The sequence below is a fragment of the Scandinavium lactucae genome (genome assembly GCF_033843265.1).
GTDB lineage: Bacteria > Pseudomonadota > Gammaproteobacteria > Enterobacterales > Enterobacteriaceae > Scandinavium > Scandinavium lactucae.
In genome coordinates this window covers 261233-284581 of sequence record NZ_JAWXRD010000029.1, presented here as the reverse complement: position 1 = coordinate 284581, position 23349 = coordinate 261233, and the positions used below count along the sequence as shown (strand labels likewise).

Annotated in this window: 21 protein-coding genes; 13 read left to right on the top strand and 8 right to left on the bottom strand. The window is 55.8% G+C overall.

The genetic code is table 11. The features are described 5' to 3' along the window. Nucleotides 1-135 precede the first annotated feature (135 nt). The 9 genes from rplM to nanK all read left to right on the top strand — a co-directional run bounded on the left by rplM (nt 136) and on the right by nanK (nt 7491). On the top strand, nt 136-564 hold the full coding sequence (gene rplM / locus SIK69_RS11905) for a 50S ribosomal protein L13 (RefSeq protein ID WP_110510601.1): 429 nt from the start codon (nt 136-138) through the stop codon (nt 562-564). A gap of 14 nt (nt 565-578) precedes the next feature. Beyond that, nucleotides 579-971, top strand: a complete 393-nt coding sequence (gene rpsI, locus SIK69_RS11900; RefSeq protein ID WP_064543072.1) for a 30S ribosomal protein S9 — start codon at nt 579-581, stop codon at nt 969-971. Between the two features lie 321 nt (nt 972-1292). Beyond that, complete coding sequence (sspA, locus tag SIK69_RS11895) at nt 1293-1931, top strand: stringent starvation protein SspA (RefSeq protein WP_319627429.1); 639 nt, start codon at nt 1293-1295, stop codon at nt 1929-1931. Nucleotides 1932-1935: 4 nt separating this feature from the next. Next, entirely contained in the window at nt 1936-2430 is a 495-nt protein-coding gene (gene sspB, locus SIK69_RS11890; RefSeq protein WP_319627428.1) for a ClpXP protease specificity-enhancing factor, read from the top strand. A gap of 115 nt (nt 2431-2545) precedes the next feature. Continuing rightward, the gene (gene nanR / locus SIK69_RS11885; RefSeq protein ID WP_319627471.1) at nt 2546-3334 is read left to right on the top strand and encodes a transcriptional regulator NanR; all 789 of its coding nucleotides are present in this window, start codon (nt 2546-2548) and stop codon (nt 3332-3334) included. Between the two features lie 136 nt (nt 3335-3470). After that, nucleotides 3471-4373 carry an N-acetylneuraminate lyase gene (gene nanA, locus SIK69_RS11880; protein ID WP_319627427.1) on the top strand — a complete coding sequence of 301 codons (903 nt, stop codon included), beginning with the start codon at nt 3471-3473 and terminating at the stop codon, nt 4371-4373. 71 nt (nt 4374-4444) lie between these two features. After that, nucleotides 4445-5929, top strand: coding sequence for an MFS transporter (locus SIK69_RS11875; protein WP_319627426.1), 1485 nt, complete (start codon nt 4445-4447; stop codon nt 5927-5929). Between the two features lie 9 nt (nt 5930-5938). Beyond that, nucleotides 5939-6628 (top strand): N-acetylmannosamine-6-phosphate 2-epimerase, encoded by a 690-nt coding sequence (locus SIK69_RS11870; RefSeq protein WP_319627425.1) that lies wholly within the window; start codon nt 5939-5941, stop codon nt 6626-6628. Continuing rightward, nucleotides 6625-7491, top strand: coding sequence for an N-acetylmannosamine kinase (nanK, locus tag SIK69_RS11865; protein WP_319786152.1), 867 nt, complete (start codon nt 6625-6627; stop codon nt 7489-7491). The genes SIK69_RS11870 and nanK overlap by 4 nt, the downstream gene beginning before the upstream one ends. Nucleotides 7492-7548: 57 nt before the next feature. Here the strand turns inward: nanK and SIK69_RS11860 are convergent, their stop codons facing one another. Both SIK69_RS11860 and gltB read right to left on the bottom strand, forming a co-directional pair. After that, the gene (locus SIK69_RS11860; protein ID WP_319627423.1) at nt 7549-8967 is read right to left on the bottom strand and encodes a glutamate synthase small subunit; all 1419 of its coding nucleotides are present in this window, start codon (nt 8965-8967) and stop codon (nt 7549-7551) included. A gap of 9 nt (nt 8968-8976) precedes the next feature. After that, nucleotides 8977-13437: a glutamate synthase large subunit gene (gene gltB, locus SIK69_RS11855; RefSeq protein WP_319786151.1), complete on the bottom strand. Its 4461-nt coding sequence runs from the start codon at nt 13435-13437 to the stop codon at nt 8977-8979. A 671-nt stretch (nt 13438-14108) separates the two neighbouring features. On the opposite strand from gltB, the gene mnmL reads away from it, so the two are divergent. The 4 genes from mnmL (at nt 14109) to mtgA (ending at nt 19074) form a co-directional block, all read left to right on the top strand. Then, the gene (gene mnmL, locus SIK69_RS11850; RefSeq protein ID WP_319786150.1) at nt 14109-15038 is read left to right on the top strand and encodes a tRNA modification radical SAM protein MnmL/YtqA; all 930 of its coding nucleotides are present in this window, start codon (nt 14109-14111) and stop codon (nt 15036-15038) included. A 90-nt stretch (nt 15039-15128) separates the two neighbouring features. Further along, the gene (gene arcB / locus SIK69_RS11845; protein WP_319786149.1) at nt 15129-17459 is read left to right on the top strand and encodes an aerobic respiration two-component sensor histidine kinase ArcB; all 2331 of its coding nucleotides are present in this window, start codon (nt 15129-15131) and stop codon (nt 17457-17459) included. Nucleotides 17460-17698: 239 nt separating this feature from the next. Then, nucleotides 17699-18352: an isoprenoid biosynthesis glyoxalase ElbB gene (gene elbB / locus SIK69_RS11840; RefSeq protein ID WP_319786148.1), complete on the top strand. Its 654-nt coding sequence runs from the start codon at nt 17699-17701 to the stop codon at nt 18350-18352. Continuing rightward, the gene (mtgA, locus tag SIK69_RS11835) at nt 18349-19074 is read left to right on the top strand and encodes a monofunctional biosynthetic peptidoglycan transglycosylase (protein ID WP_319627418.1); all 726 of its coding nucleotides are present in this window, start codon (nt 18349-18351) and stop codon (nt 19072-19074) included. The genes elbB and mtgA overlap by 4 nt, the downstream gene beginning before the upstream one ends. A gap of 40 nt (nt 19075-19114) precedes the next feature. Here mtgA and npr read toward each other — a convergent pair whose 3' ends face one another. Genes npr through lptB form a run of 6 tightly spaced genes read right to left on the bottom strand, consistent with a single transcriptional unit; the run spans nt 19115 to nt 23347 of the window. Next, nucleotides 19115-19387: a PTS phosphocarrier protein NPr gene (npr, locus tag SIK69_RS11830; RefSeq protein WP_319627417.1), complete on the bottom strand. Its 273-nt coding sequence runs from the start codon at nt 19385-19387 to the stop codon at nt 19115-19117. After that, on the bottom strand, nt 19384-20238 hold the full coding sequence (rapZ, locus tag SIK69_RS11825; protein ID WP_312625375.1) for an RNase adapter RapZ: 855 nt from the start codon (nt 20236-20238) through the stop codon (nt 19384-19386). The genes npr and rapZ overlap by 4 nt, the downstream gene beginning before the upstream one ends. 33 nt (nt 20239-20271) lie before the next feature. After that, complete coding sequence (gene ptsN / locus SIK69_RS11820) at nt 20272-20763, bottom strand: PTS IIA-like nitrogen regulatory protein PtsN (protein WP_319627416.1); 492 nt, start codon at nt 20761-20763, stop codon at nt 20272-20274. A gap of 57 nt (nt 20764-20820) precedes the next feature. Beyond that, nucleotides 20821-21108: a ribosome hibernation promoting factor gene (hpf, locus tag SIK69_RS11815; RefSeq protein ID WP_319627415.1), complete on the bottom strand. Its 288-nt coding sequence runs from the start codon at nt 21106-21108 to the stop codon at nt 20821-20823. A gap of 22 nt (nt 21109-21130) precedes the next feature. Next, nucleotides 21131-22573: an RNA polymerase factor sigma-54 gene (rpoN, locus tag SIK69_RS11810; protein ID WP_319627414.1), complete on the bottom strand. Its 1443-nt coding sequence runs from the start codon at nt 22571-22573 to the stop codon at nt 21131-21133. 48 nt (nt 22574-22621) lie between these two features. Further along, nucleotides 22622-23347 (bottom strand): LPS export ABC transporter ATP-binding protein, encoded by a 726-nt coding sequence (gene lptB, locus SIK69_RS11805; RefSeq protein WP_319627413.1) that lies wholly within the window; start codon nt 23345-23347, stop codon nt 22622-22624. Between the last annotated feature and the right edge of the window lie 2 nt (nt 23348-23349).

The window sequence follows — 23349 nt, the reverse complement described above, 5'->3', positions numbered from 1 at the left end:
TTTTTTCCCAAAACTTTTGTCGTGCCGGCATAGGCTATTCGAAGGGGTAGGTTTGCTGGACAATGTCGTGTGAACCTCAACTTTTAAACGTTTGGGCGTTCACCAACGTGTAACTATTTATTGGGTAAGCTTTTAATGAAAACTTTTACAGCTAAACCAGAAACCGTACAGCGCGACTGGTATGTTGTTGACGCGACCGGTAAGACTCTGGGTCGTCTGGCTTCCGAACTGGCTCGTCGCCTGCGCGGTAAGCACAAAGCGGAATACACCCCGCACGTGGATACCGGTGATTACATCATCGTTCTGAACGCAGAAAAAGTTGCTGTAACCGGCAACAAGCGTGAAGACAAAGTGTATTACCATCACACCGGCCACATCGGCGGTATTAAAGAAGCGACCTTTGAAGAGATGATTGCCCGCCGTCCTGAGCGTGTAATTGAAATCGCGGTTAAAGGCATGCTGCCAAAAGGCCCGCTGGGTCGTGCTATGTACCGTAAACTGAAAGTTTACGCGGGTAACGAGCACAACCACGCGGCACAGCAACCGCAAGTTCTGGACATCTAATCGGGATTATGGCAATGGCTGAAAATCAATACTACGGCACTGGTCGCCGCAAAAGTTCCGCAGCACGCGTGTTTATCAAACCGGGCAGCGGCAAAATCGTTATCAACCAACGTTCTCTGGAACAGTACTTCGGTCGTGAAACTGCCCGCATGGTAGTTCGTCAGCCGCTGGAACTGGTCGACATGGTTGAGAAATTCGATCTCTACATCACTGTTAAAGGTGGTGGTACTTCTGGTCAGGCTGGTGCGATCCGTCACGGTATCACCCGCGCTCTGATGGAGTACGACGAGTCCCTGCGTGGCGAACTGCGTAAAGCTGGCTTCGTTACTCGTGATGCTCGTGAAGTTGAACGTAAGAAAGTCGGCCTGCGTAAAGCACGTCGTCGTCCTCAGTTCTCCAAACGTTAATTGGTTTCTGCTTCGGCAGAACAATTGGCGAAAAAACCCGCTTCGGCGGGTTTTTTTATGGATAAAATGGGCGTTATCCACAATCCTTATCTCTCTTTTCACTCCTTTTTCAGCATTTCCAGAATCGGCTCACCACAAACCCTGCAAAATCTGGTAAACTATCATCCAATTTTCTGCCCAAATGCGGGCGATTGTTCATTTTTTGTTTGTTTTGTTTTTGAACAGGAATGTCGTTCGACGCTTAGCGGGCTCTACAACTGACCGGTCACAATATCGTGGCAGGTAGCAGTAAAAAAATTCTGAATATACCTGGAGGTTTTCATGGCTGTCGCTGCCAACAAACGTTCGGTAATGACGCTGTTTTCTGGTCCTACTGACATCTATAGCCATCAGGTCCGCATTGTGCTGGCCGAAAAAGGTGTCAGCTTTGAGATTGAGCACGTGGAAAAGGACAATCCACCTCAGGATCTGATTGACCTCAACCCGAATCAAAGCGTCCCGACACTGGTGGATCGCGAGCTGACCTTATGGGAATCTCGCATCATTATGGAATACCTGGATGAGCGTTTCCCTCATCCGCCGCTGATGCCGGTTTATCCGGTGGCTCGCGGTGAAAGCCGTCTGTACATGCAGCGTATCGAGAAAGACTGGTATACGCTGATGCATACCGTCCAGACCGGTTCTGCGGCGCAGGCTGATGCAGCCCGCAAACAGCTGCGTGAAGAACTGTTGGCCATTGCGCCAGTCTTCACTCAGAAGCCGTACTTCCTGAGCGATGAGTTCAGCCTGGTCGATTGCTATCTGGCACCGCTGCTGTGGCGTCTGCCGGTGATGGGCATCGAACTGGTCGGTGCTGGTTCCAAAGAGATGAAAGCGTATATGACTCGCGTCTTCGAACGTGATTCATTCCTCGCTTCCTTAACTGAACCCGAGCGTGAAATGCGCCTCGGTCGGGGCTAATTGAATGGATGTGTCTCAGCTGACACCTCGTCGTCCTTATCTGCTGCGGGCATTTTATGAATGGCTGCTGGATAACCAGCTGACTCCGCATTTGGTCGTGGACGTAACCTTGCCTGGCGTCCGTGTTCCGATGGAATACGCGCGTGACGGGCAAATCGTTCTGAACATTGCGCCGCGTGCGGTAGGCAATCTGGAGCTGTCGAACGACGACGTGCGTTTTAATGCGCGCTTCGGCGGGGTGCCGCGTCAGGTTGAAGTCCCTTTGGCTGCGGTGCTGGCTATCTACGCGCGTGAAAATGGCGCAGGTACCATGTTCGAACCTGAAGCGGCGTACGATGAAGACGTGACAAACGTCAACGACGACGCCGGTATCGGGGCTGAAAACGAAACCGTGATGTCGGTCATCGATGGCGATAAGCCTGACAGCGATGACGACAACAGTCCAGACGATACGCCGCCACCGCGCGGTGGCCGTCCGGCACTTCGCGTAGTGAAGTAATCCGTTATTCAACAGGCCCTTTCGGGCCTGTTTTGTTATCTGCCCTCGCTTTCGCCAGCCCCAAAATCCTGTGTTACTCTATGGATCCGTTGTCACTTACTGTCACCTGGCCCGAATAACCGCTATGAACGCATTTGAACCTCAGGAAGAAGAGACTTCAGAAACGATTGGCCGCAGCCTGGGCCGCCGTCCGCTGGCGCGCAAAAAGTTGTCGGAGATGGTGGAAGAAGAGCTGGAGCAGATGATCCGCCGCCGCGAATTTGCGGAAGGGGAACAGTTACCGTCCGAGCGTGAGCTGATGACGTTCTTTAACGTTGGTCGCCCCTCAGTGCGTGAAGCCCTGGCGGCGCTCAAGCGTAAAGGTCTGGTACAAATTAACAACGGCGAGCGCGCCCGCGTCTCACGTCCTTCTGCCGATACCATCATCAGCGAACTGTCCGGCATGGCGAAAGATTTCCTCGCTCATCCTGACGGCATCGCCCATTTCGAACAGCTGCGCCTGTTTTTTGAATCAAGCCTGGTGCGCTACGCCGCAGAAAATGCCAGTGATGAGCAAATCGAACGGCTAACCACAGCACTGGAAATCAACAGCCAGTCGCTGGATGATAACGCCTTGTTCATCCGTTCTGACGTGGATTTTCATCGCGTGTTAGCGGAGATCCCCGGCAATCCCATCTTCATGGCAATTCACGTCGCACTGCTGGACTGGCTGATTGCTGCCCGCCCTAAAGTGGCCGATAAAGAACTGTATCAGCACAACAGCGTCAGCTATCAGCAGCACATCGCTATCGTGGAGGCGATTCGTCGTCGTGAGCCTGAAGAAGCCGATCGTGCTCTGCAGACACACCTCAACAGCGTTTCCGCGACCTGGCACGCTTTCGGGCAAATCCAAAAGAAGAAATAACCGTTCGATCATAACGATCGTTTAGTGAAGCAGATCGCAAGATAAGCTTTCCGTATTTGGCTGATGCATAAATGAGCTGGTATAACAGGTATAAAGGTATATCGATAATGTTACATCACGCATCTGAGAGGTTTGTATGTCAGCCAATTTACGTGGGGTTATGGCCGCGCTGTTAACCCCGTTTACTCGTCAGCAGCAGCTGGATGAGCACAGCCTGCGCCGTCTGGTGCGCTTTAATATTGCGCAGGGGATAGACGGGCTTTATGTCGGGGGCTCTACCGGGGAGGCATTTGTCCAGTCCTCAGCAGAGCGCCAACGGGTGCTGGAGATCGTGGCAGAAGAGGCAAAAGGGCAGATAACGCTGATTGCCCACGTCGGCTGCGTCAGCACCGTCGAAAGTCAGGCCTTAGCGCAGGCGGCAAAAGGTTATGGTTATGATGCGGTATCGGCGGTGACGCCGTTCTACTACCCGTTCAGCTTCGATGAACATTGTGATCACTACCGGGCCATTATTGACGCTTCTGAAGGGTTGCCGATGGTGGTCTACAACATTCCGGCACTCAGCGGGGTGAAATTAAGTCTGGATCAGATCAACACCCTGGTGACGTTGCCGGGTGTCGGCGCGTTGAAACAGACCTCGGGCGATCTGTATCAAATGGAGCAGATCCGCCGGGCGCATCCGGATCTGGTGCTCTATAACGGTTACGACGAAATTTTTGCCTCCGGTCTGATGTCAGGTGCCGACGGTGGGATCGGCAGCACGTATAACATCATGGGCTGGCGCTATCAGAACATCGTCAGTGCGCTGAAGGCGGGCGATCTCCAACAGGCGCAGCGCCTGCAGAGCGAATGTAACAAGGTTATCGACCTGCTTATCCAGACTGGTGTTTTCCGTGGACTGAAAACGGTTCTGCACTATATGGACGTCGTGGATGTGCCACTGTGCCGGAAGCCTTTCGCCCCGGTCGATGAGAAATTCCTGCCCGCGCTGAAGGCGTTGGCCAGTGAGCTGCAGCAGGAGATGGCTCAGCAACGCTGATCTGTTGCCCGGTGATTCCGGGCAAAACCTAACGAAAACAGCGTGGGCATAGCCCAGCGCGGGAGAGTGACATGAGTATGACTACCCAAAGCATCCCGTGGTATCGCCATCTCGACCGGGCGCAGTGGCGGGCGTTTTCCGCCGCCTGGCTCGGTTATTTGCTGGATGGCTTCGATTTTGTGCTGATGGCGCTGGTACTCACCGAAGTGCAAAGCGAATTTGGCCTGACGACCGTTCAGGCTGCAAGCCTGATCTCTGCAGCCTTCATCTCCCGCTGGTTTGGCGGCCTGATGCTGGGCGCGATGGGCGATCGCTATGGGCGACGGTTGGCGATGGTCACCAGCATTGTATTGTTCTCGGTTGGCACGCTGGCCTGCGGTTTAGCGCCAGGGTTTACCACGCTGTTTATTGCCCGTCTGGTGATTGGGATGGGTATGGCGGGCGAATACGGCTCCAGCGCAACTTACGTGATTGAGAGCTGGCCGAAGCACATGCGCAACAAGGCCAGTGGCTTCTTGATCTCCGGCTTCTCCGTGGGGGCTGTGGTGGCCGCGCAGGTCTACAGTCTGGTGGTGCCCGTCTGGGGCTGGCGTGCGTTGTTTTTGCTCGGCATCTTCCCGATTGTCTTTGCCCTGTGGTTGCGTAAAAACATTCCAGAAGCGGAAGACTGGAAGCAAAAACATGCCGGGAAAGCACCGGTCCGCACAATGGTCGACATCCTGTATCGCGGTGATCATCGGGTTCTCAACATTTTCCTCACCATGGTGGCCGCGACCGCGCTTTGGTTCTGTTTCTCTGGCGAACTGCGTAACGCCGGGATGATCCTCGGCTTGGGTCTGCTTAGCGCCATCATTTTCGTCAGCTTTATGGTGCAAAGCAGCGGCAAGCGCTGGCCCACCGGAGTGATGTTGATGGTGGTGGTGCTGTTCGCGTTCCTGTACTCATGGCCGATTCAGGCGCTGCTGCCAACCTATCTGAAAACCGACCTGGCCTACGATCACTCCACCGTTGCCCGGGTTCTGTTCTTCAGCGGATTTGGCGCGGCGGTAGGCTGCTGTGTCGGCGGTTTCCTCGGCGATTGGCTCGGCACCCGCAAAGCCTATGTCTGGAGCCTGCTGGCTTCACAATTGCTGATTATTCCTGTGTTTGCGATCGGCGGCACCAACGTCTGGGTCCTTGGCCTGTTACTCTTTTTCCAGCAGATGTTAGGTCAGGGGATCTCCGGGATCTTACCGAAACTGATCGGGGGCTACTTCGATACCGATCAACGTGCAGCAGGTTTGGGCTTCACTTATAACGTCGGGGCGCTCGGCGGCGCGATAGCCCCGGTGATCGGCGCGCTGATCGCGCAAAAGCTGGATCTGGGCACCGCGCTGGGATCGCTTTCTTTCGGGCTGACGTTTGTGGTCATCCTGCTGATCGGCCTGGACATGCCCACTCGCGTTCAGCGCTGGATCCGTCCGGAAGCGCTACGTACGCATGATGCGATTGACGGAAAACCGTTCAGCGGGGCCGTGCCGCTACGTGGTGAAAAAAGCAGTCTGATTAAAAACTAGGGAGACAGAATGTCTGTACTTGAACAACTTGATGCGGCGATCCGCGCCAACGGCGGGCTGATCGTTTCCTGCCAGCCGGTGCCGGGGAGCCCGCTGGATAAACCTGACATTGTTGCCGCGATGGCGCTGGCGGCAGAGCAGGCGGGCGCAGTGGCGCTCCGGATTGAAGGAGTCGAAAACCTGAAGGCGACTTCTGCGCAGGTAACGATCCCGATCATTGGCATCATCAAGCGCGATTTACCCGACTCGCCAGTGCGGATCACGCCCTTTCTAGATGATGTGGATGCGCTTGCGGCGGCGGGGGCCAGCATTATTGCTTTTGATGGTACGGACAGGCCCCGGCCCGCATCGGTAAACGCATTGCTGGAGCGCATTCACGCTCACCACCTGCTGGCGATGGCAGACTGCTCCTGTGTTGAAGACGGATTATATTGTCATCGCGCTGGGGCAGAGATTATTGGTTCAACCCTGTCGGGCTACTTGGGTGGCCCGGTGCCAGCGGAACCTGACTTTGCGCTGGTCGCCGCGCTCAGCGAGGCAGGGTGTCGGGTGATTGCGGAAGGGCGTTATAACGCGCCGGAACTGGCCGCGCAGGCGATGCAGCATGGGGCGTGGGCGGTCACAGTGGGATCGGCAATCACCCGGCTGGAGCACATCTGCCAGTGGTATCGTGACGCGCTGCACGGGGCCGGGCAATGACCACTCTCGCGGTCGATATCGGCGGGACTAAACTCGCGGCGGCGATTATCGACGACGATTTTTGCCTGCTGGAGCGGCATGAATGCCCCACGCCCGCCAGCCAATCGCCGCAGGCGCTTACCGCCAGTCTGGAGGCATTGCTTTCGCCGCTGGCGACACGGGCACAGCGGGTAGCGGTGGCCTCAACCGGGATTATTCATCAGGGCGTGTTAACCGCCGTCAATCCGGCTAATCTCGGCGGGCTGGCGCAGTTTCCGCTACAGGAGACGGTGTCGCGCATCACCGGTTTGCCGTGTCTGGTGCTGAATGATGCCCAGGCAGCGGCCTGGGCGGAATATCAGGCGCTGAACGAGAGCATTGCGGAGATGGTGTTCATCACCGTGTCAACGGGCGTTGGCGGCGGGCTGGTCAGTCAGGGGCGGCTGTTGACGGGGGCTGGAGGACTGGCCGGGCATTTCGGCCATACGCTGGCGGATCCGGATGGGCCACGCTGTGGCTGTGGGCGCATCGGGTGTGTGGAGGCGATAGCGTCCGGACGTGGGATGGCCGCCGCCGCGCAGGGAGAGCTTTACGGTCTTGATGCTAAAGCCATCTTCGCCAGAGCGAAGGCGGGTGACGCGCAGGCGCAAGAGCTGGTACAGCGTTCCGCGCAGGTGCTGGCCAGGCTGATAGCGGATGTCAAAGCGGTGACCGACTGTCAGTGCGTGGTGATAGGCGGCAGCGTTGGGCTGGCAGAGGGTTATTTAGCGCAGGTGGCGGCGTTTTTGGCGCAGGAACCGAAAGCGTATCAGGTGCCGTTGAAACCTGCCCATTATCGCCACAATGCTGGACTGCTGGGTGCGGCGATGCAAGCTCTGCAATAAAAAAGCCCGGATGCTTGCGCACTCCGGGCTTTTCTCATTTGCCATTCACAGGGCGGATTACACTTCCAGGTAGTTCATAATACCGTCCGCCGCTTTACGACCTTCCGCAATCGCGGTGACCACCAGGTCGGAGCCACGCACGATGTCGCCACCTGCGAAGATTTTCGGGTTACTGGTCTGGAAGGCGTTTTCGCTGCCTTCCGGGGCGATGACGCGGCCCTGAGAGTCCAGCTCAACGCTGTGCTTGGCCAGCCATTCCATGCTGTGTGGACGGAAACCGAATGCCATCACCACCGCATCAGCAGGTACCACATGCTCGGAACCGGCCACGATTTCTGCCCGACGACGGCCTTTGGCATCCGGCGCACCCATTTCGGTGCGTGCCATTTTCACGCCGCAGACTTTACCGTTGGCATTCACTTCCACGCCCAGTGGCTGCACGTTGAACTGGAATTCCACGCCTTCTTCACGCGCATTTTTCACTTCGCGGCGTGAACCCGGCATGTTCTCTTCGTCACGACGATAGGCACAGGTGACGTGCGTCGCACCCTGACGAATCGAGGTCCGCACGCAGTCCATCGCGGTATCACCTCCGCCGAGAACCACCACGCGTTTACCTTCCATATTCACATACGGTTCTTCGGTCGTTTCGCCGTAGCCCATCATCTGTTTGGTATTGGCAATCAGGAACGGCAGTGCGTCAAACACGCCATTCGCATCCTCATTTTCCAGACCACCGCGCATCGACTGATAGGTGCCGACGCCGAGGAATACCGCGTCGTACTCGCTCAGCAGATCGTCGATTTGCACATCACGACCCACTTCGACGTTGAGTTTGAACTCAATGCCCATGTCGGTGAAGATTTCCCGGCGGCGGGTCATGACTTCTTTTTCAAGCTTGAAGGCCGGGATGCCGAAGGTCAGCAGGCCGCCGATTTCAGGGTGACGGTCAAAGACTACTGCTTTCACGCCGTTCCGGGTCAGCACGTCGGCACAGGCGAGGCCCGCCGGACCCGCGCCGATAATCGCCACGCGCTTACCGGTTTGCTTCACGCCGGTCATGTCCGGACGCCAGCCCATTTCGAAGGCTTTATCGTTGATATAGCGCTCGATATTGCCGATGGTCACCGCACCAAACTCGTCATTCAGCGTACAGGAACCTTCGCACAGACGGTCCTGAGGGCAGACGCGGCCGCACACTTCCGGCAGGGTGTTGGTCTGATGCGACAGTTCTGCCGCTTCAAAAATACGCCCTTCGTTGGCAAGCTTCAGCCAGTTCGGAATGTAGTTGTGTACCGGACACTTCCACTCACAGTACGGGTTGCCGCAGGACAGGCAGCGATCTGCCTGTGCTTTGGCCTGGCCTTCAGAGAAGGTCTCGTAGATCTCTACAAACTCAATTTTACGGATCTTCAGCGGTTTCTTCGGCGGATCAACGCGCTGCAGGTCGATAAACTGGTAAACATTCTGACTCATCGATTTTCCTTACTGCGCCTGCACGCGCAATTCAGCGGCGCTACGACTACGGTGACCCAACAGTGCTTTGACATCGCTGGACTTCGGTTTAACCAGAGCAAATTTCGCCGAGAACGCTGGCCAGTTGGCGAGGATCTCTTCGCCGCGCTGGGAGCCGGTCAACTGAACGTGTTCGGTGATAAGCCCACGCAGATGCTCTTCGTGGATAGCCAGAGAATCGACGTCCAGCACTTCTACCAGTTCCGGGTTCACGCGTTTGCGGAAATCGCCGTCTTCATCCAGCACGTAGGCGAAGCCGCCAGTCATGCCTGCGCCAAAGTTGACGCCGGTTTTACCGAGCACGCAGACGATGCCGCCGGTCATGTATTCGCAGCCGTTATCGCCAATGCCTTCCACCACGGTGATTGCCCCAGAGTTACGCACGCCGAAACGTTCACCCGCGCGGCCTGCGGCGTACAGACGACCCCCGGTCGCGCCGTACAGGCAGGTGTTACCGATGATGCTGGCTTCGTGACTGCGGAACGCAGACCCGACCGGAGGACGGATGGCCAGTAAACCGCCCGCCATGCCTTTGCCGACGTAGTCGTTGGCATCGCCGGTCAGGTGCAGTTCCACGCCGCCTGCGTTCCATACACCAAAGCTCTGGCCTGCGGTGCCGCTGAAGTGCGCTTTAATCGGGTCTGAAGCCAGACCCTGGTCGCCATGCGTCTGGGCGATGTAGCCCGACAGCGATGCGCCCACAGAGCGGTCGGTGTTGCGAATATCAAACCAGAACGTTTTGCTCTGCTTGTCATCGACACAGGCTTTCGCCTGCTGTAACAGCTGTGCGTTCAGCACCCCGTTATCAAACGGCGGGTTGGTCTCGGTGCAGTACAGCGCTTTGCCCGGGTGCGGCTCAGCGGTTTCCAGCAATTTCGACAGGTTCAGCTTCTGCTGCTTGGCGGTGAAACCGTCCAGCTCTTTGAGCAGGTCGGTGCGGCCAATCAGGTCGACCAGACGTTTCACGCCCAGTTCCGCCATCAGCTCACGTACTTCACGGGCGATAAACTCAAAGTAGTTGGTCACTTTGAACGGCAGGCCGTGGTAGTGATTCTTACGCAGTTTTTCGTCCTGTGTCGCCACGCCCGTTGCGCAGTTGTTCAGGTGGCAAATACGCAGGTATTTACAGCCCAGTGCCACCATCGGGCCGGTGCCGAAGCCAAAACTTTCCGCGCCGAGAATTGCGGCCTTGATGATGTCGAGCCCGGTTTTCAGACCGCCATCAACCTGCAGACGAATTTTATGACGCAGCCCGTTGGCAACCAGCGCCTGCTGGGTTTCCACCAGGCCAAGTTCCCACGGACAGCCCGCATATTTCACCGAGGAGAGCGGGCTTGCGCCAGTGCCGCCGTCATAACCGGCAATCGTAATCAGATCCGCATAGGCTTTTGCTACGCCGGTTGCGATGGTGCCCACACCCGGTTCGGAAACCAGCTTCACGGAGATCATCGCTTTCGGGTTGACCTGTTTCAGGTCGAAAATCAGCTGTGCCAGATCCTCGATAGAGTAAATATCGTGGTGCGGCGGCGGCGAAATCAGGGTTACACCCGGTACGGAATAACGCAGTTTGGCGATGTACGGCGTGACTTTATCACCCGGTAGCTGACCGCCTTCACCCGGCTTCGCGCCCTGAGCAACTTTAATCTGAATCACATCGGCGTTAACCAGATACGCAGGCGTGACGCCAAAACGACCGGAAGCAACCTGCTTGATGCGTGACACTTTATTGGTGCCGTAGCGCGCAGGATCTTCCCCGCCTTCGCCGGAGTTCGAATTCCCGCCGATGCTGTTCATCGCTTCGGCCAGCGCCTCGTGGGCTTCCGGGCTCAGCGCGCCGATAGACATCGCCGCGGTATCAAAGCGTTTGAACAGTTCGGTGGCCGGTTCAACCTCGTTGATGCTGATGGCGTCAGTGCCAGGATTCACCGCCAGCAGGTCACGCAGGGTGGCTGCCGGGCGTTCATTGACCAGCTTCGCATACTGCTGGTAATCGCTGTATTCGCCGCTCTGAACCGCCTGTTGCAGGGTGCGAACCACGTCCGGGTTGTAGGCGTGGTATTCGCCACCGTGAACGTATTTCAGCAGACCACCCTGATCGAGCGGCTTACGCGCCAGCCAGGCACGTTTGGAAAGGTTGAGCAGGTCCTGCTGGAAATCATCAAACCCGGCTCCGCCGATACGACTGACCACGCCCTGGAAGCACAGGCCGGACACGTCATCGTGCAGGCCGACGGCTTCAAACAGTTTCGAGCAGCGGTAAGAGGCGATGGTTGAAATGCCCATTTTGGACATGATTTTGTACAGGCCTTTGTTGATGCCGTTCCGGTAGTTCAGCATCACGTGGCGATAATCTTTTTCAATAGCCTTGCTGTCGACCAGTTTTGCCAGGGTTTCGTAGGCGAGGTACGGATAAACGGCCGTCGCGCCGAAGCCGAGCAGTACCGCAAAGTGATGCGGGTCGCGGGCGCTGGCGGTCTCAACGATGATGTTGGCATCGCAGCGAAGGCTCTTGTCGACCAGACGCGTCTGGATAGCACCCACCGCCATCGGGGCCGGAACGGGCAGACGATTTTTGGCGATGTTACGGTCAGACAGCACCAGTAGCACCGTGCCGTTACGCACCATTTGCTCTGCTTTATCACACAGCGCGTTAACGGTCTCTTCAAGCGTCGTCTCGGTCACGTCGAAGGTGATATCGAGCGTGTCCGCACGGTAGTGATCTTCTTTCAGCGTGGTCAGCTGTTTGAAATCAGAGTACAGCAGAATCGGTGATTTGAAGCTCAGGCGGTGCGCTTGACCTTCTGCCTCACAGAAGACGTTCATTTCACGCCCAATGCTGGTGGCGAGCGACATCACGTGCGCTTCACGCAGCGGATCGATTGGCGGGTTGGTTACCTGCGCAAACTGCTGGCGGAAATAGTCATAAATGATGCGCGGCTGGCTGGAGAGCACGGCAAACGGGGTATCGTCACCCATTGAGCCAACGGCTTCCTGGCCATTTTCACCCAGTACGCGGATCACGGAATCCAGCTCTTCTGCGCTGTAGTTAAACTGTTTCTGGTAGCTGGCGAGCATATCGTCGTCCAGCTCGCGGCTGCCCACTTCTTCGTCCGGTAAATCTTCAAACGGCACCAGGCGGCGAACGTTTTTCTCCATCCACTCTTTGTACGGATGACGGATTTTCAGGTCGTGGTCGGTTTCTGCGGAGTGCAGAATGCGGCCCGCGCGGGTGTCGATAACCATCAGCTCGCCAGGGCCGACACGGCCTTTTTCGACCACTTCGTCCGGCTGGTAATCCCAGATCCCGACTTCAGACGCGCAGGTGATGAGTTTGTCTTTGGTGATGACGTAGCGCGCCGGGCGCAGACCGTTACGGTCAAGGTTACAGGCGGCGTAGCGTCCATCGGACATCACGATGCCTGCCGGGCCGTCCCACGGCTCCATGTGCATGGAGTTAAAGTCGAAGAATGCGCGCAGGTCCGGGTCCATATCCGGGTTGTTCTGCCAGGCTGGCGGCACCAGCAAGCGCATAGCACGGACAATATCCATCCCGCCTGCCAACAGCAGCTCGAGCATGTTATCCATCGAACTTGAATCAGAGCCGGTTTCGTTCACGAACGGGGCGGCATCATGCAGGTCGGGGATCAGCGGAGTCTGGAACTTATAGGTACGCGCCCGCGCCCATTGGCGGTTACCGGTAATCGTGTTGATTTCGCCGTTATGCGCCAGATAGCGGAACGGCTGGGCCAGCGGCCAGCGCGGCACGGTGTTGGTGGAAAAGCGTTGGTGGAACAGGCAAATGGCCGATTCCAGACGCAGGTCCGCCAGGTCCAGGTAGAAGCGCGGCAAATCCGCCGGCATACACAGACCTTTATAAATATTGATAAGGTTCGACAGGCTACAAACGTAGAAGTCTTTGTCTTCTTGCAAACGTTTTTCGATACGGCGACGGGCGATAAACAGGCGACGTTCCATATCACGCGGACGCCAGCCAGCCGGGGCGTTAACAAAAATTTGTTCGATACGTGGCAGCGAGGAGAGGGCGATTTCACCGAGGACCCCTTCGTTGGTTGGCACATCGCGCCAGCCGACAATCGACAGGGTTTCACGCTGAAGTTCTTCTTCAACGACACGACGCGAAGCCGCAGCAAGCTCGGCGTCTTTATTCAGGAACAGCATGCCAACGGCGTAGTTTTTGGCTAAACGCCAGCCGCGCTCTTCGGCCACCAGGCGGAAGAAACGATCCGGTTTTTGCAGCAACAGGCCGCAGCCGTCGCCAGTTTTACCGTCAGCAAGGATCGCACCACGGTGCTGCATGCGGGCCAGTGCGTGAATTGCAGTACGCACTACCTTGTGGCTAGGTTCGCCTTCTATGTGGGCGATCAGGCCGAAACCACAGTTATCTCTCTCAAGAGATTTATCGTACAACATATCAGTGAACCTCCCCAGGCTCTACGGAGACCCCTATCTGACCGTTGCGCGCAGGCGCAGAAAGAGCAAGGCGGCGGGGCACAGGCCTCGCATTCGCCCTCTCAAAATCCTTTCGCATCGGTAAACAAGTATTGCGGACTTGCTTCAGAGGGAATCTCAATTACTGCATAAATATGATGAGCAGACGGCTCATCGAGAAAGCTTCCAGCGGATCCTCAAGTTATCGGGAATCCTCACACAGGTCAAATGGCAATCTTATTTATACAAAAATGTGCTACATGTGTATTAAGTGTTTGATATTCAACAATTTTAACCAGTTTTTATCCTGCATTTCGACCCACGATTACGGCTACTGAATGTGATCTCTCTCACTATATGAAAGCGTTATAATGGCGGATCTGTGCTGAATGGCTTTTTTATCGCAGAATTATATTCTGCCGCGGAGCGCTAATCCCCTTGATGACACTGTTTTTTATCTGCTACGGCAATAGTGAAAAATCAGGGGTCAACATAAGGAAAAGTAATCACCATCAGGCTGAATGAAATTGCAGTTATCTTGATTGGTTATGCAATAGATGTGAGGCCGCTGAGGCGTTTGATCCAGGTCATCGCCGACGGAGGCTAAAAATGGCAGGCTTTGCACCTCTTCGAAAGGCGCGGTCTATCAGATTATGCAGTTACAGAAATTAGTCAATATGTTTGGTGGGGATCTTAGCCGTCGTTATGGCGAAAAGGTTCATAAGCTGACGCTGCACGGCGGCTTTAGCTGCCCGAACCGCGACGGGACGATAGGACGCGGGGGCTGCACCTTCTGTAACGTGGCGTCATTTGCCGACGAGGCGCAGCAGCACCGCTCCATTGCCGAACAGCTGGCGCATCAAAAGCATCTGGTTAACCGGGCTAAACGGTATCTGGCGTATTTTCAGGCCTATACCAGCACCTTTGCCGAAGTGCAGGTGCTGCGTTCGATGTATCAGCAGGCAGTGAGTCAGGCGAATATCGTCGGCCTTTGCGTGGGCACCCGCCCGGATTGCGTGCCGGAGGCGGTGTTGGATTTGCTCAGTGAATATCACGCGCAGGGCTATGAGGTGTGGCTGGAGCTGGGCCTACAAAGCGCACAGGATAAAACCCTGCATCGCATTAATCGCGGCCACGATTTTGCCTGTTATCAGGCCACCACCCGACTGGCGCGTGAGCGCGGGCTGAAAGTCTGCACTCATCTGATCGTCGGCTTGCCAGGGGAAGGGCAGGCAGAGTGTCTGCAAACGCTGGATAAAGTGGTCGAGACCGGGGTGGACGGCATCAAGCTGCATCCGCTGCATATCGTCACCGGTAGCATCATGGCGAAAGCCTGGGAAGCAGGCAGACTGAACGGCATTGAACTGGATGAGTATACCGTCACCGCCGGGGAGATGATTCGCCATACCCCGCCTGAAGTGGTTTACCACCGGATCTCCGCCAGCGCGCGCCGCCCGACGCTGTTAGCCCCACTGTGGTGCGAAAACCGCTGGACCGGGATGGTGGAACTGGACCGTTATCTTAACGAGCATGGCGTACAAGGCTCCGCGATTGGCCAAAATTGGCTTCCCATAGGGCGCTAACCCCAACGATTGCCGCATTTTTTGCACAACCTTCAACGCGTTGCTCAGAATTGGGTATTATTGAGCGATGTTGTGGTGAAGGAAATCCCTATGAAGCAAATCCGAATGCTTGCCCAGTACTATGTCGATCTGATGATGAAGCTCGGCCTGGTGCGGTTCTCAATGCTGCTGGCGTTAGCGCTGGTGGTGCTGGCCATCGTGGTCCAGATGGCGGTGACGATGGTGCTGCACGGCCAGGTCGAAAGTATTGATGTTATTCGCTCGATCTTCTTTGGTCTGCTGATCACCCCGTGGGCGGTCTATTTTCTCTCGGTGGTCGTTGAGCAACTGGAAGAGTCGCGTCAGCGCCTTTCCAGACTGGTCGAAAAGCTGGAGGAGATGCGTGACCGCGATTTGAAGCTAAACGTGCAGCTGAAAGACAACATCGCGCAGCTCAACCAGGAAATCAGCGATCGTGAAAAAGCGGAAGCCGAGCGCCAGAGCACCCTGGAACAGCTGAAAATCGAGATGAAGGAGCGCGAGCAGACGCAAATTCAGCTCGAGCAACAATCTTCTTTCCTGCGCTCATTCCTCGATGCCTCGCCGGATCTGGTTTTTTACCGCAACGAAGATAAAGAGTTCTCCGGCTGTAATCGGGCGATGGAGTTGTTAACCGGCAAGAGCGAAAAGCAGCTGATTCACCTCAAGCCGCTGGATGTTTATTCCCCGGAAGCGGCGGCAAAAGTCCTCGAAACCGACGAGAAGGTGTTCCGTCATAACGTCTCTCTGACCTACGAGCAGTGGCTTGATTATCCGGATGGCCGCAAAGCCTGCTTCGAAATCCGGAAGGTGCCGTACTACGACCGCGTCGGTAAACGCCACGGCCTGATGGGCTTTGGCCGTGATATCACCGAACGTAAGCGCTACCAGGACGCTCTTGAGCGTGCCAGCCGTGACAAGACTACCTTTATTTCTACCATTAGCCACGAGCTGCGCACCCCGCTGAACGGCATCGTCGGCCTGAGCCGCATTCTGCTGGATACCGAACTGACCGGCGAGCAGGAAAAATACCTGAAAACTATTCATGTCTCAGCGGTGACGCTGGGTAATATCTTCAATGATATTATCGACATGGATAAAATGGAGCGCCGCAAGGTTCAACTGGATAACCAGCCTGTCGATTTCACCGGGTTTCTTGCCGATCTGGAAAACCTCTCGGGCCTGCAGGCACAGCAGAAAGGCCTGCGCTTCGTGATGGACCCCACGCTGCCGCTGCCGCATAAAGTGATCACCGACGGCACCCGTTTACGGCAGATCCTATGGAACCTGATCAGCAACGCGGTCAAGTTTACCCAGCAGGGTAACGTCACGGTTCGCGTACGTTTCGACGCGGGCGACATGCTGCACTTCGAGGTACAGGATTCCGGCATCGGCATTCCGCAGGAAGAGCAGGACAAGATTTTTGCCATGTACTATCAGGTGAAGGACAGCCAGGGCGGAAAACCGGCGACCGGCACCGGCATTGGCCTCGCGGTGTCGCGCCGTCTGGCGAAGAGCATGGGCGGCGACATTTCCGTCTCCAGCCAGCCGGGAAGCGGCTCAACCTTTACCCTGACGGTTCACGCACCTGCGGTGGCGGAAGAAGTGGAAGACACCCTGGCCGATGACGATATGCCGCTGCCCGCTCTGCACGTGCTGCTGGTGGAAGACATCGAGCTGAACGTGATTGTCGCCCGGTCGGTGTTAGAGAAGCTCGGCAACAGCGTCGACGTCGCCATGACCGGTAAAGCCGCGCTGGAAATGTTCTCGCCTTCCGAGTACGACCTGGTACTGCTGGATATTCAGCTGCCGGACATGACCGGGCTGGATATTTCCCGCGAGCTGAAACAGCGCTATCACGTGGACGAGCTGCCGCCGCTGGTGGCGCTGACCGCCAATGTGTTGAAAGACAAAAAAGAGTATCTGGATGCGGGAATGGACGATGTGCTGAGCAAGCCGCTCGCCGTTCCGGCATTGACCGCCATGATCCAAAAATTCTGGGACACCCCTGATGATGACGAGGAGAGCAGCGTGACGACGACCGACAGCAGTAAATCCAGCGCCGTGCTGGATACCGACATGCTTCAACAGTATATCGAACTGGTAGGACCGAAGTTGATTACCGACGGGCTGGCGGTGTTTGAAAAAATGATGCCGGGCTACCTGGCGGTGCTGGAGTCAAACCTGACCGCGCGCGACCAAAAAGGCATTGTTGAAGAAGGGCATAAAATCAAAGGGGCCGCGGGCTCGATTGGTTTACGGCATATTCAACAGCTGGGGCAACAGATTCAGTCTCCCGATCTTCCAGCGTGGTGGGATAACGTGGGTGAATGGATCGAAGAGATGAAAACCGAATGGCAGCAGGACGTTGCGACCCTGAAAGCGTGGGTGGCGAACCGATAAAAAATGACCCCGGTCAAGCCGGGGTGCGCGAATACTGCGCCAACACCAGGGAAAACGTGGCTGCGCCTTAATTGTTTTAACTGTGTTGAACAGACGCTGCCTGAGAATTCGGGCCGCACGCTCATTAAGATAGCAAAACTTAAATTATTTGTTACATGAATCAGTGAAATGTGTGAAGCACCGCGGTTAAATCAAAATAATTGATGGGCTTCAGGCAGTTGCAACAAAGGAAACGCGGTATGAAAAAAATTGGCGTAGTGCTCAGCGGCTGTGGTGTCTATGACGGCAGCGAAATTCATGAGGCGGTGATTACCCTGCTGGCGATTTCGCGCAGCGGTGCGCAGGCGGTCTGTTTTGCGCCGGATAAAAGCCAGTCTGATGTGATTAACCATCTGGCCGGAGAGCCGCAGGGCGGCGAGCGTAATGTGCTTATTGAAGCGGCACGTATTACTCGGGGCGAGATTCTGCCGCTGGCCAGCGCGCGGGCTGACGATCTTGATGCGTTGATTGTGCCCGGCGGTTTCGGCGCGGCGAAAAACCTGAGCAATTTCGCCTCGCAGGGCAGCGCCTGCACGGTTGATGCTGATTTAACTGCGCTGACGCAGGCACTGCATCAGGCGGGGAAACCGCTGGGGTTTATGTGCATCGCGCCTGCTATGCTGCCGAAGATTTTCGACTTCCCGCTGCGAATCACCATCGGGACCGATATCGATACCGCCGAAGTGCTGGAAGATATGGGGGCCGAGCATGTGCCCTGCCCGGTGGATGACATCGTGGTCGATGAAGACCATAAAGTGGTGACCACGCCTGCGTATATGCTGGCGCAGAATATTGCTGAAGCGGCGACTGGCATTGAAAAACTGGTGTCTCGCGTGCTGGTGCTTTGCGCATGAGTCAGCGTCGTTCACCAGTGGTCTGGCTAAAACGAATTTTGCTGCGGGTTGGGCTGGCGCTTGCCGTATTTTGGGGCGGCGGCATTGCACTATTCAGCGTGCTGCCGGTGCCTTTCTCTGCGGTGATGGTGGAGCGTCAGCTTGGCGCTCTCTTCAGCGGTGATTTCCATTATCTGGCGCATTCTGACTGGGTGAGTATGGATGAAATGACGCCGTGGATGGGGCTGGCGGTGATTGCCGCAGAGGATCAGAAATTCCCTGAACACTGGGGCTTTGATGTGTCGGCGATTGAAAAAGCGCTGGCTCATAACGAACGCAACGAACGCCGGATCCGCGGGGCGTCCACGCTGTCGCAGCAAACGGCGAAAAACCTGTTTCTGTGGGACGGTCGTAGCTGGCTGCGAAAAGGGCTGGAAGCGGGATTGACGGTGGGGATTGAAACCATCTGGAGTAAAAAACGCATTCTGACCGTTTACCTGAACATCGCCGAGTTTGGCGACGGGATTTTTGGCGTGGAAGCGGCGGCGCAGCACTATTTCCACAAACCGGCCAGCAAGCTGACGATGTCAGAAGCGGCGCTTTTGGCTGCGGTGTTGCCGAACCCGATTCGTTATCGCGCCGATGCGCCGTCCGGGTATGTCCGCAGTCGTCAGGCGTGGATCCTACGCCAGATGCGTCAGTTAGGTGGGGAAGGGTTTATGACGGGGAATCACTTGTATTAAGGGGAGCAGGCGGGTGCGCACAGCGCTACCCGCTTAAAGACTAATCTTCATCAAACCCGGCGTTAAACAGCGCTATTACCGCCGCCAGAGCTTCTTCTTCCTGTGGACCGCTGGCTTCGATTTCAATCTGTCGGCCTTTGGCGGAATCCAGCATCAGCAGCGCAATCACGCTGCTGGCCTCCGCTTCAGTGCCTTCGTCATTGCGCAGCCACACTTCAGCATCGTAATTCTGGACCAGTTCAAACAGCTTCATCGCCGGGCGGGCGTGCATCCCCAGCTTATTGGTGATTTCAACGGTGTGCTTTACGCTCATGTTTTACGTTTTTCCAGCGTCCGGTGACGAGACTGAACGTTTTTCCCGCGGGAGCGGAAATAGTCAGCCAGCTGTTCGGCAATATACACCGAACGATGTTTACCGCCGGTACAACCAATCGCGACCGTCAGATAGCTGCGATTGTTGGTTTCCAGCATAGGTAACCATAGCTCAAGATAGCTACGCGTCTGGTAGATAAAATTGTGAACTTCTGTGTGACGGTCGAGGAACGCAGCAACCGGTTTATCGAGGCCGGTCATCGGACGCAGCTTCGGATCCCAGTGCGGGTTCGGCAGGAAACGCACGTCAAAAACGTAATCGGCATCAATCGGGATCCCATGCTTAAAGCCAAAGGATTCGAACACCATCGTCAGCTCACGTTCACGCTTGCCGAGCAGGCGCGTACGCAGCATTTCAGCCAGTTCGTGCACCGACATTTCAGAAGTATCAACAATCAGGTCCGCACGAGAACGTAGCGGTTCAAGCAGATCGCTTTCCTGGTCGATAGCGCTTTCCAGCGACAGATTCTTACTGGAAAGAGGATGCAGACGGCGCGTATCGCTGTAACGACGGATCAGCGTATTGCGATCGGCGTCGAGGAACAATAGTTGCGGAGAGAAGCAGTCAGGCAGATTTTCCATTGCCTGCTCAAAAATCTCCGGCGATTCCGGCATGTTACGCACATCAATGCTGACCGCAGCCGAAATCTGCCGGTCAGCCAGGCTTTTCGCCAGTTCCGGCAGCAGCACCACCGGCAGGTTATCGACGCAATAAAAGCCCATATCTTCCAGCGCGCGCAGAGCCACAGACTTCCCTGAACCCGAGCGCCCGCTGACGATCATCAGTACCATCAGTCGTTTCTCCTTACGACAACCGACTTACCGTTAGGCATCTTCATCACCGCTATCGTCGCCGGTGATAATTTCATACAGCTCCTGATCGCTCTGCGCACCGCGTAGACGGCGGCAGATGGTTTTATCCGCCAGGCGTTTGGCGACCAGCGACAGCGTATGTAAATGCGTTTTGGTCTGGTCGGCTGGCACCAGTAGGGCGAACAGCAGGTCAACCGGCTGATTGTCTATTGCATCAAAGGCAATCGGGGTTTCGAGCTGCACGAATACGCCCACGGCGCGCGTGGTGTCCTCTTCCAGCTTGCCGTGAGGAATGGCAATACCGTTACCGATGCCGGTACTGCCCATCTTTTCACGGGTCAGGATCGCCTCAAAAACCACCTGTGGCGGGATGCTTAGCTGTTTGGCTGCCAGCTCGCTGATAATTTCCAGCGCACGTTTTTTACTCTGGCAGTGAACTGCACTGCGGGTACATTCCTGGTTAAGGACATTGCTCAGTTGCAGAGCGGAATCGTTGTTCATCATAATTTCACCTGCGTGTCGCCTGGCCCGAAGAGCCGGGTCAGGCGCACGGCCGGACAATTAGTGTTGTTTCAGTTTATCTTTATGTTTGGTCAGCTGTCTTGCCAGCTTATCGATAAGACCGTCTATTGCGGCATACATATCCTGCCCTTCCGCACTGGCATGAATTTCGCCCCCGTTAACATGCAGGGTGGCATCCGAGATATGAGTCACCTTTTCCACTTTTAACACAATATAGACCTGATTAATCCGTTCGAAAAACTGCTCGAGCTTGGCAAATTTGGTATTCACAAATTCACGCAGAGCGTCAGTGATTTCGACATTCTGTCCGGTGATATTGAGCTGCATAGTGTCTTCCTTATCGGTTGTGTCAGACCAGCTGTTTACGCTGGTTAGACGGCGGAATGGATAAAGACTCTCGGTACTTTGCAACGGTGCGGCGTGCCACCATGATACCCTGTTCGGACAGCATGGTGGTTAGCTTACTGTCACTCAGTGGTTTCGCGGGATTTTCCGCGGCAATTAACTTCTTCACCAGGGCACGAATCGCCGTCGACGAGGCTTCGCCACCGCCTTCAGTGTTCACGTGGCTGGAGAAGAAATACTTAAGCTCAAAAATGCCTCTTGGGCTGTGAAGATACTTTTGCGTTGTCACGCGCGAGATAGTCGATTCATGCATCTCAACGGCCTGGGCGATATCCGCCAGCACCATCGGCTTCATGAACTCTTCACCCTTTTCGAAAAACGCCTGCTGTTGTTCGACGATACAACGACTCACCCGGAGCAGCGTGTCATTGCGGCTTTCCAGGCTTTTGATCAGCCATTTCGCTTCCTGAAGATTACTGCGAATAAACTGGCTATCGGCATCGTTACGGGCGTTATTACACATCCCGGCGTAGTGCTGGTTGATTTGCAAACGCGGAATACTGTCGGAATTGAGTTCGACCATCCAGCGGCCGCTTACCTTGCGTACCAGCACGTCAGGAATGACGTATTCCGGTTCGCCGGTCTGGATAGACTGACCCGGACGCGGGTCCAGGGACTGTATCAGCGTCACCGCTTCTTTCAACACGTCTTCTTTCAGGCGTGTGACGCGCATCAGGCTGCGGAAATCGTGATTGGCCAGCAGAGAGAGATGATCGCTGATAATCGTTTTGGCTTCCGCCAGCCACGGTGTCTCTTTGCCGAACTGAGAAAGCTGGATCAGCAGGCAGTCGCGCAGATCTTTTGCCGCTACGCCAACAGGATCAAAGCGCTGGATACGTTTCAGAACCGCTTCAATTTCATCAAGATCGAGCTCTTCGTCGCCAATGCTTTCGAGGATCTCTTCCACTGAGGCGGTGAGATAGCCGGTGTCATCGACGGCGTTAACGATAGAGGTGGCAATGGCGCGATCGGTATCGGAGAACGGCGTCAGGCCAACCTGCCACATCAGATAGTCCTGAAGCGACTGGGTAGTTTCGCCCTGATAGATAGGCAGCTCGTCGTCCTGATAGTCAGTGCCTGTGCCAGACGGTGTGCCAGCGGTGTAAATTTCATCCCAGCTCGCGTCGAGCGGCAGCTCATCGGGCATCTCTTTCTGCTCGAGGGCATCGACGGTATCAAACGTCTCGTTGGCTTCGTTGTCAGGTTCTTCTTGTGAATCCACTTCCTCGTGAAGATCGGTTTGCTCAAGCAGGGGATTACTCTCCAGCGCTTGCTGAAGTTCCTGTTGCAGCTCGAGCGTTGAAAGCTGCAACAGGCGAATGGCCTGTTGCAGTTGCGGCGTCATGGCGAGCTGTTGACTGAGCCTTAATTGCAAACCTTGCTTCATAATCAGGGCAAATTTCTCCGGCCAGAAATGGTAATTATCTCTACCCTATCAGAGTCTGAAGTCTTCCCCAAGATACACACGCTTAACATGCTCGTCCTGAAGGATTTGTTCTGGCGTACCGTGAGCAATCAAATGCCCCTGGCTCACGATATAAGCGCGTTCACAGACCGCTAACGTTTCACGCACGTTATGGTCGGTAATCAGCACGCCAAGGCCGCTGTCGCGCAGATGCTCGATAATACGTTTGATGTCGATAACTGAAATGGGGTCAACGCCAGCAAAGGGTTCATCCAGTAGGATAAATTTAGGATTTGCTGCAAGCGCACGGGCGATTTCCACACGGCGACGTTCACCGCCGGAAAGCGCCTGGCCGAGGCTGTCGCGCAGATGCTCAATGTGGAACTCTTCCATCAGCTCGTTGGCGCGGTCGACACGCTGTTCGTTGCTGAGATCGTCCCGGATTTGCAGCACGGCCATCAGGTTATCAAACACGCTCAGGCGGCGGAAAATAGAGGCTTCCTGCGGCAGGTAGCCAATCCCGCGACGAGCGCGAGCGTGCAGCGGCAGCAGGCTGATATCGTCATCATCAATGATGATGTTACCCGCATCACGCGACACAATGCCGACGACCATATAGAAGGTGGTGGTTTTACCGGCCCCGTTCGGGCCCAGCAGACCGACGATTTCGCCGGAATTGACCGTCAGGCTAACGTCTTCTACGACCCGACGGCCCTTGTAGGCTTTCGCCAGATTCTTTGCAGTTAAAGTTGCCATAA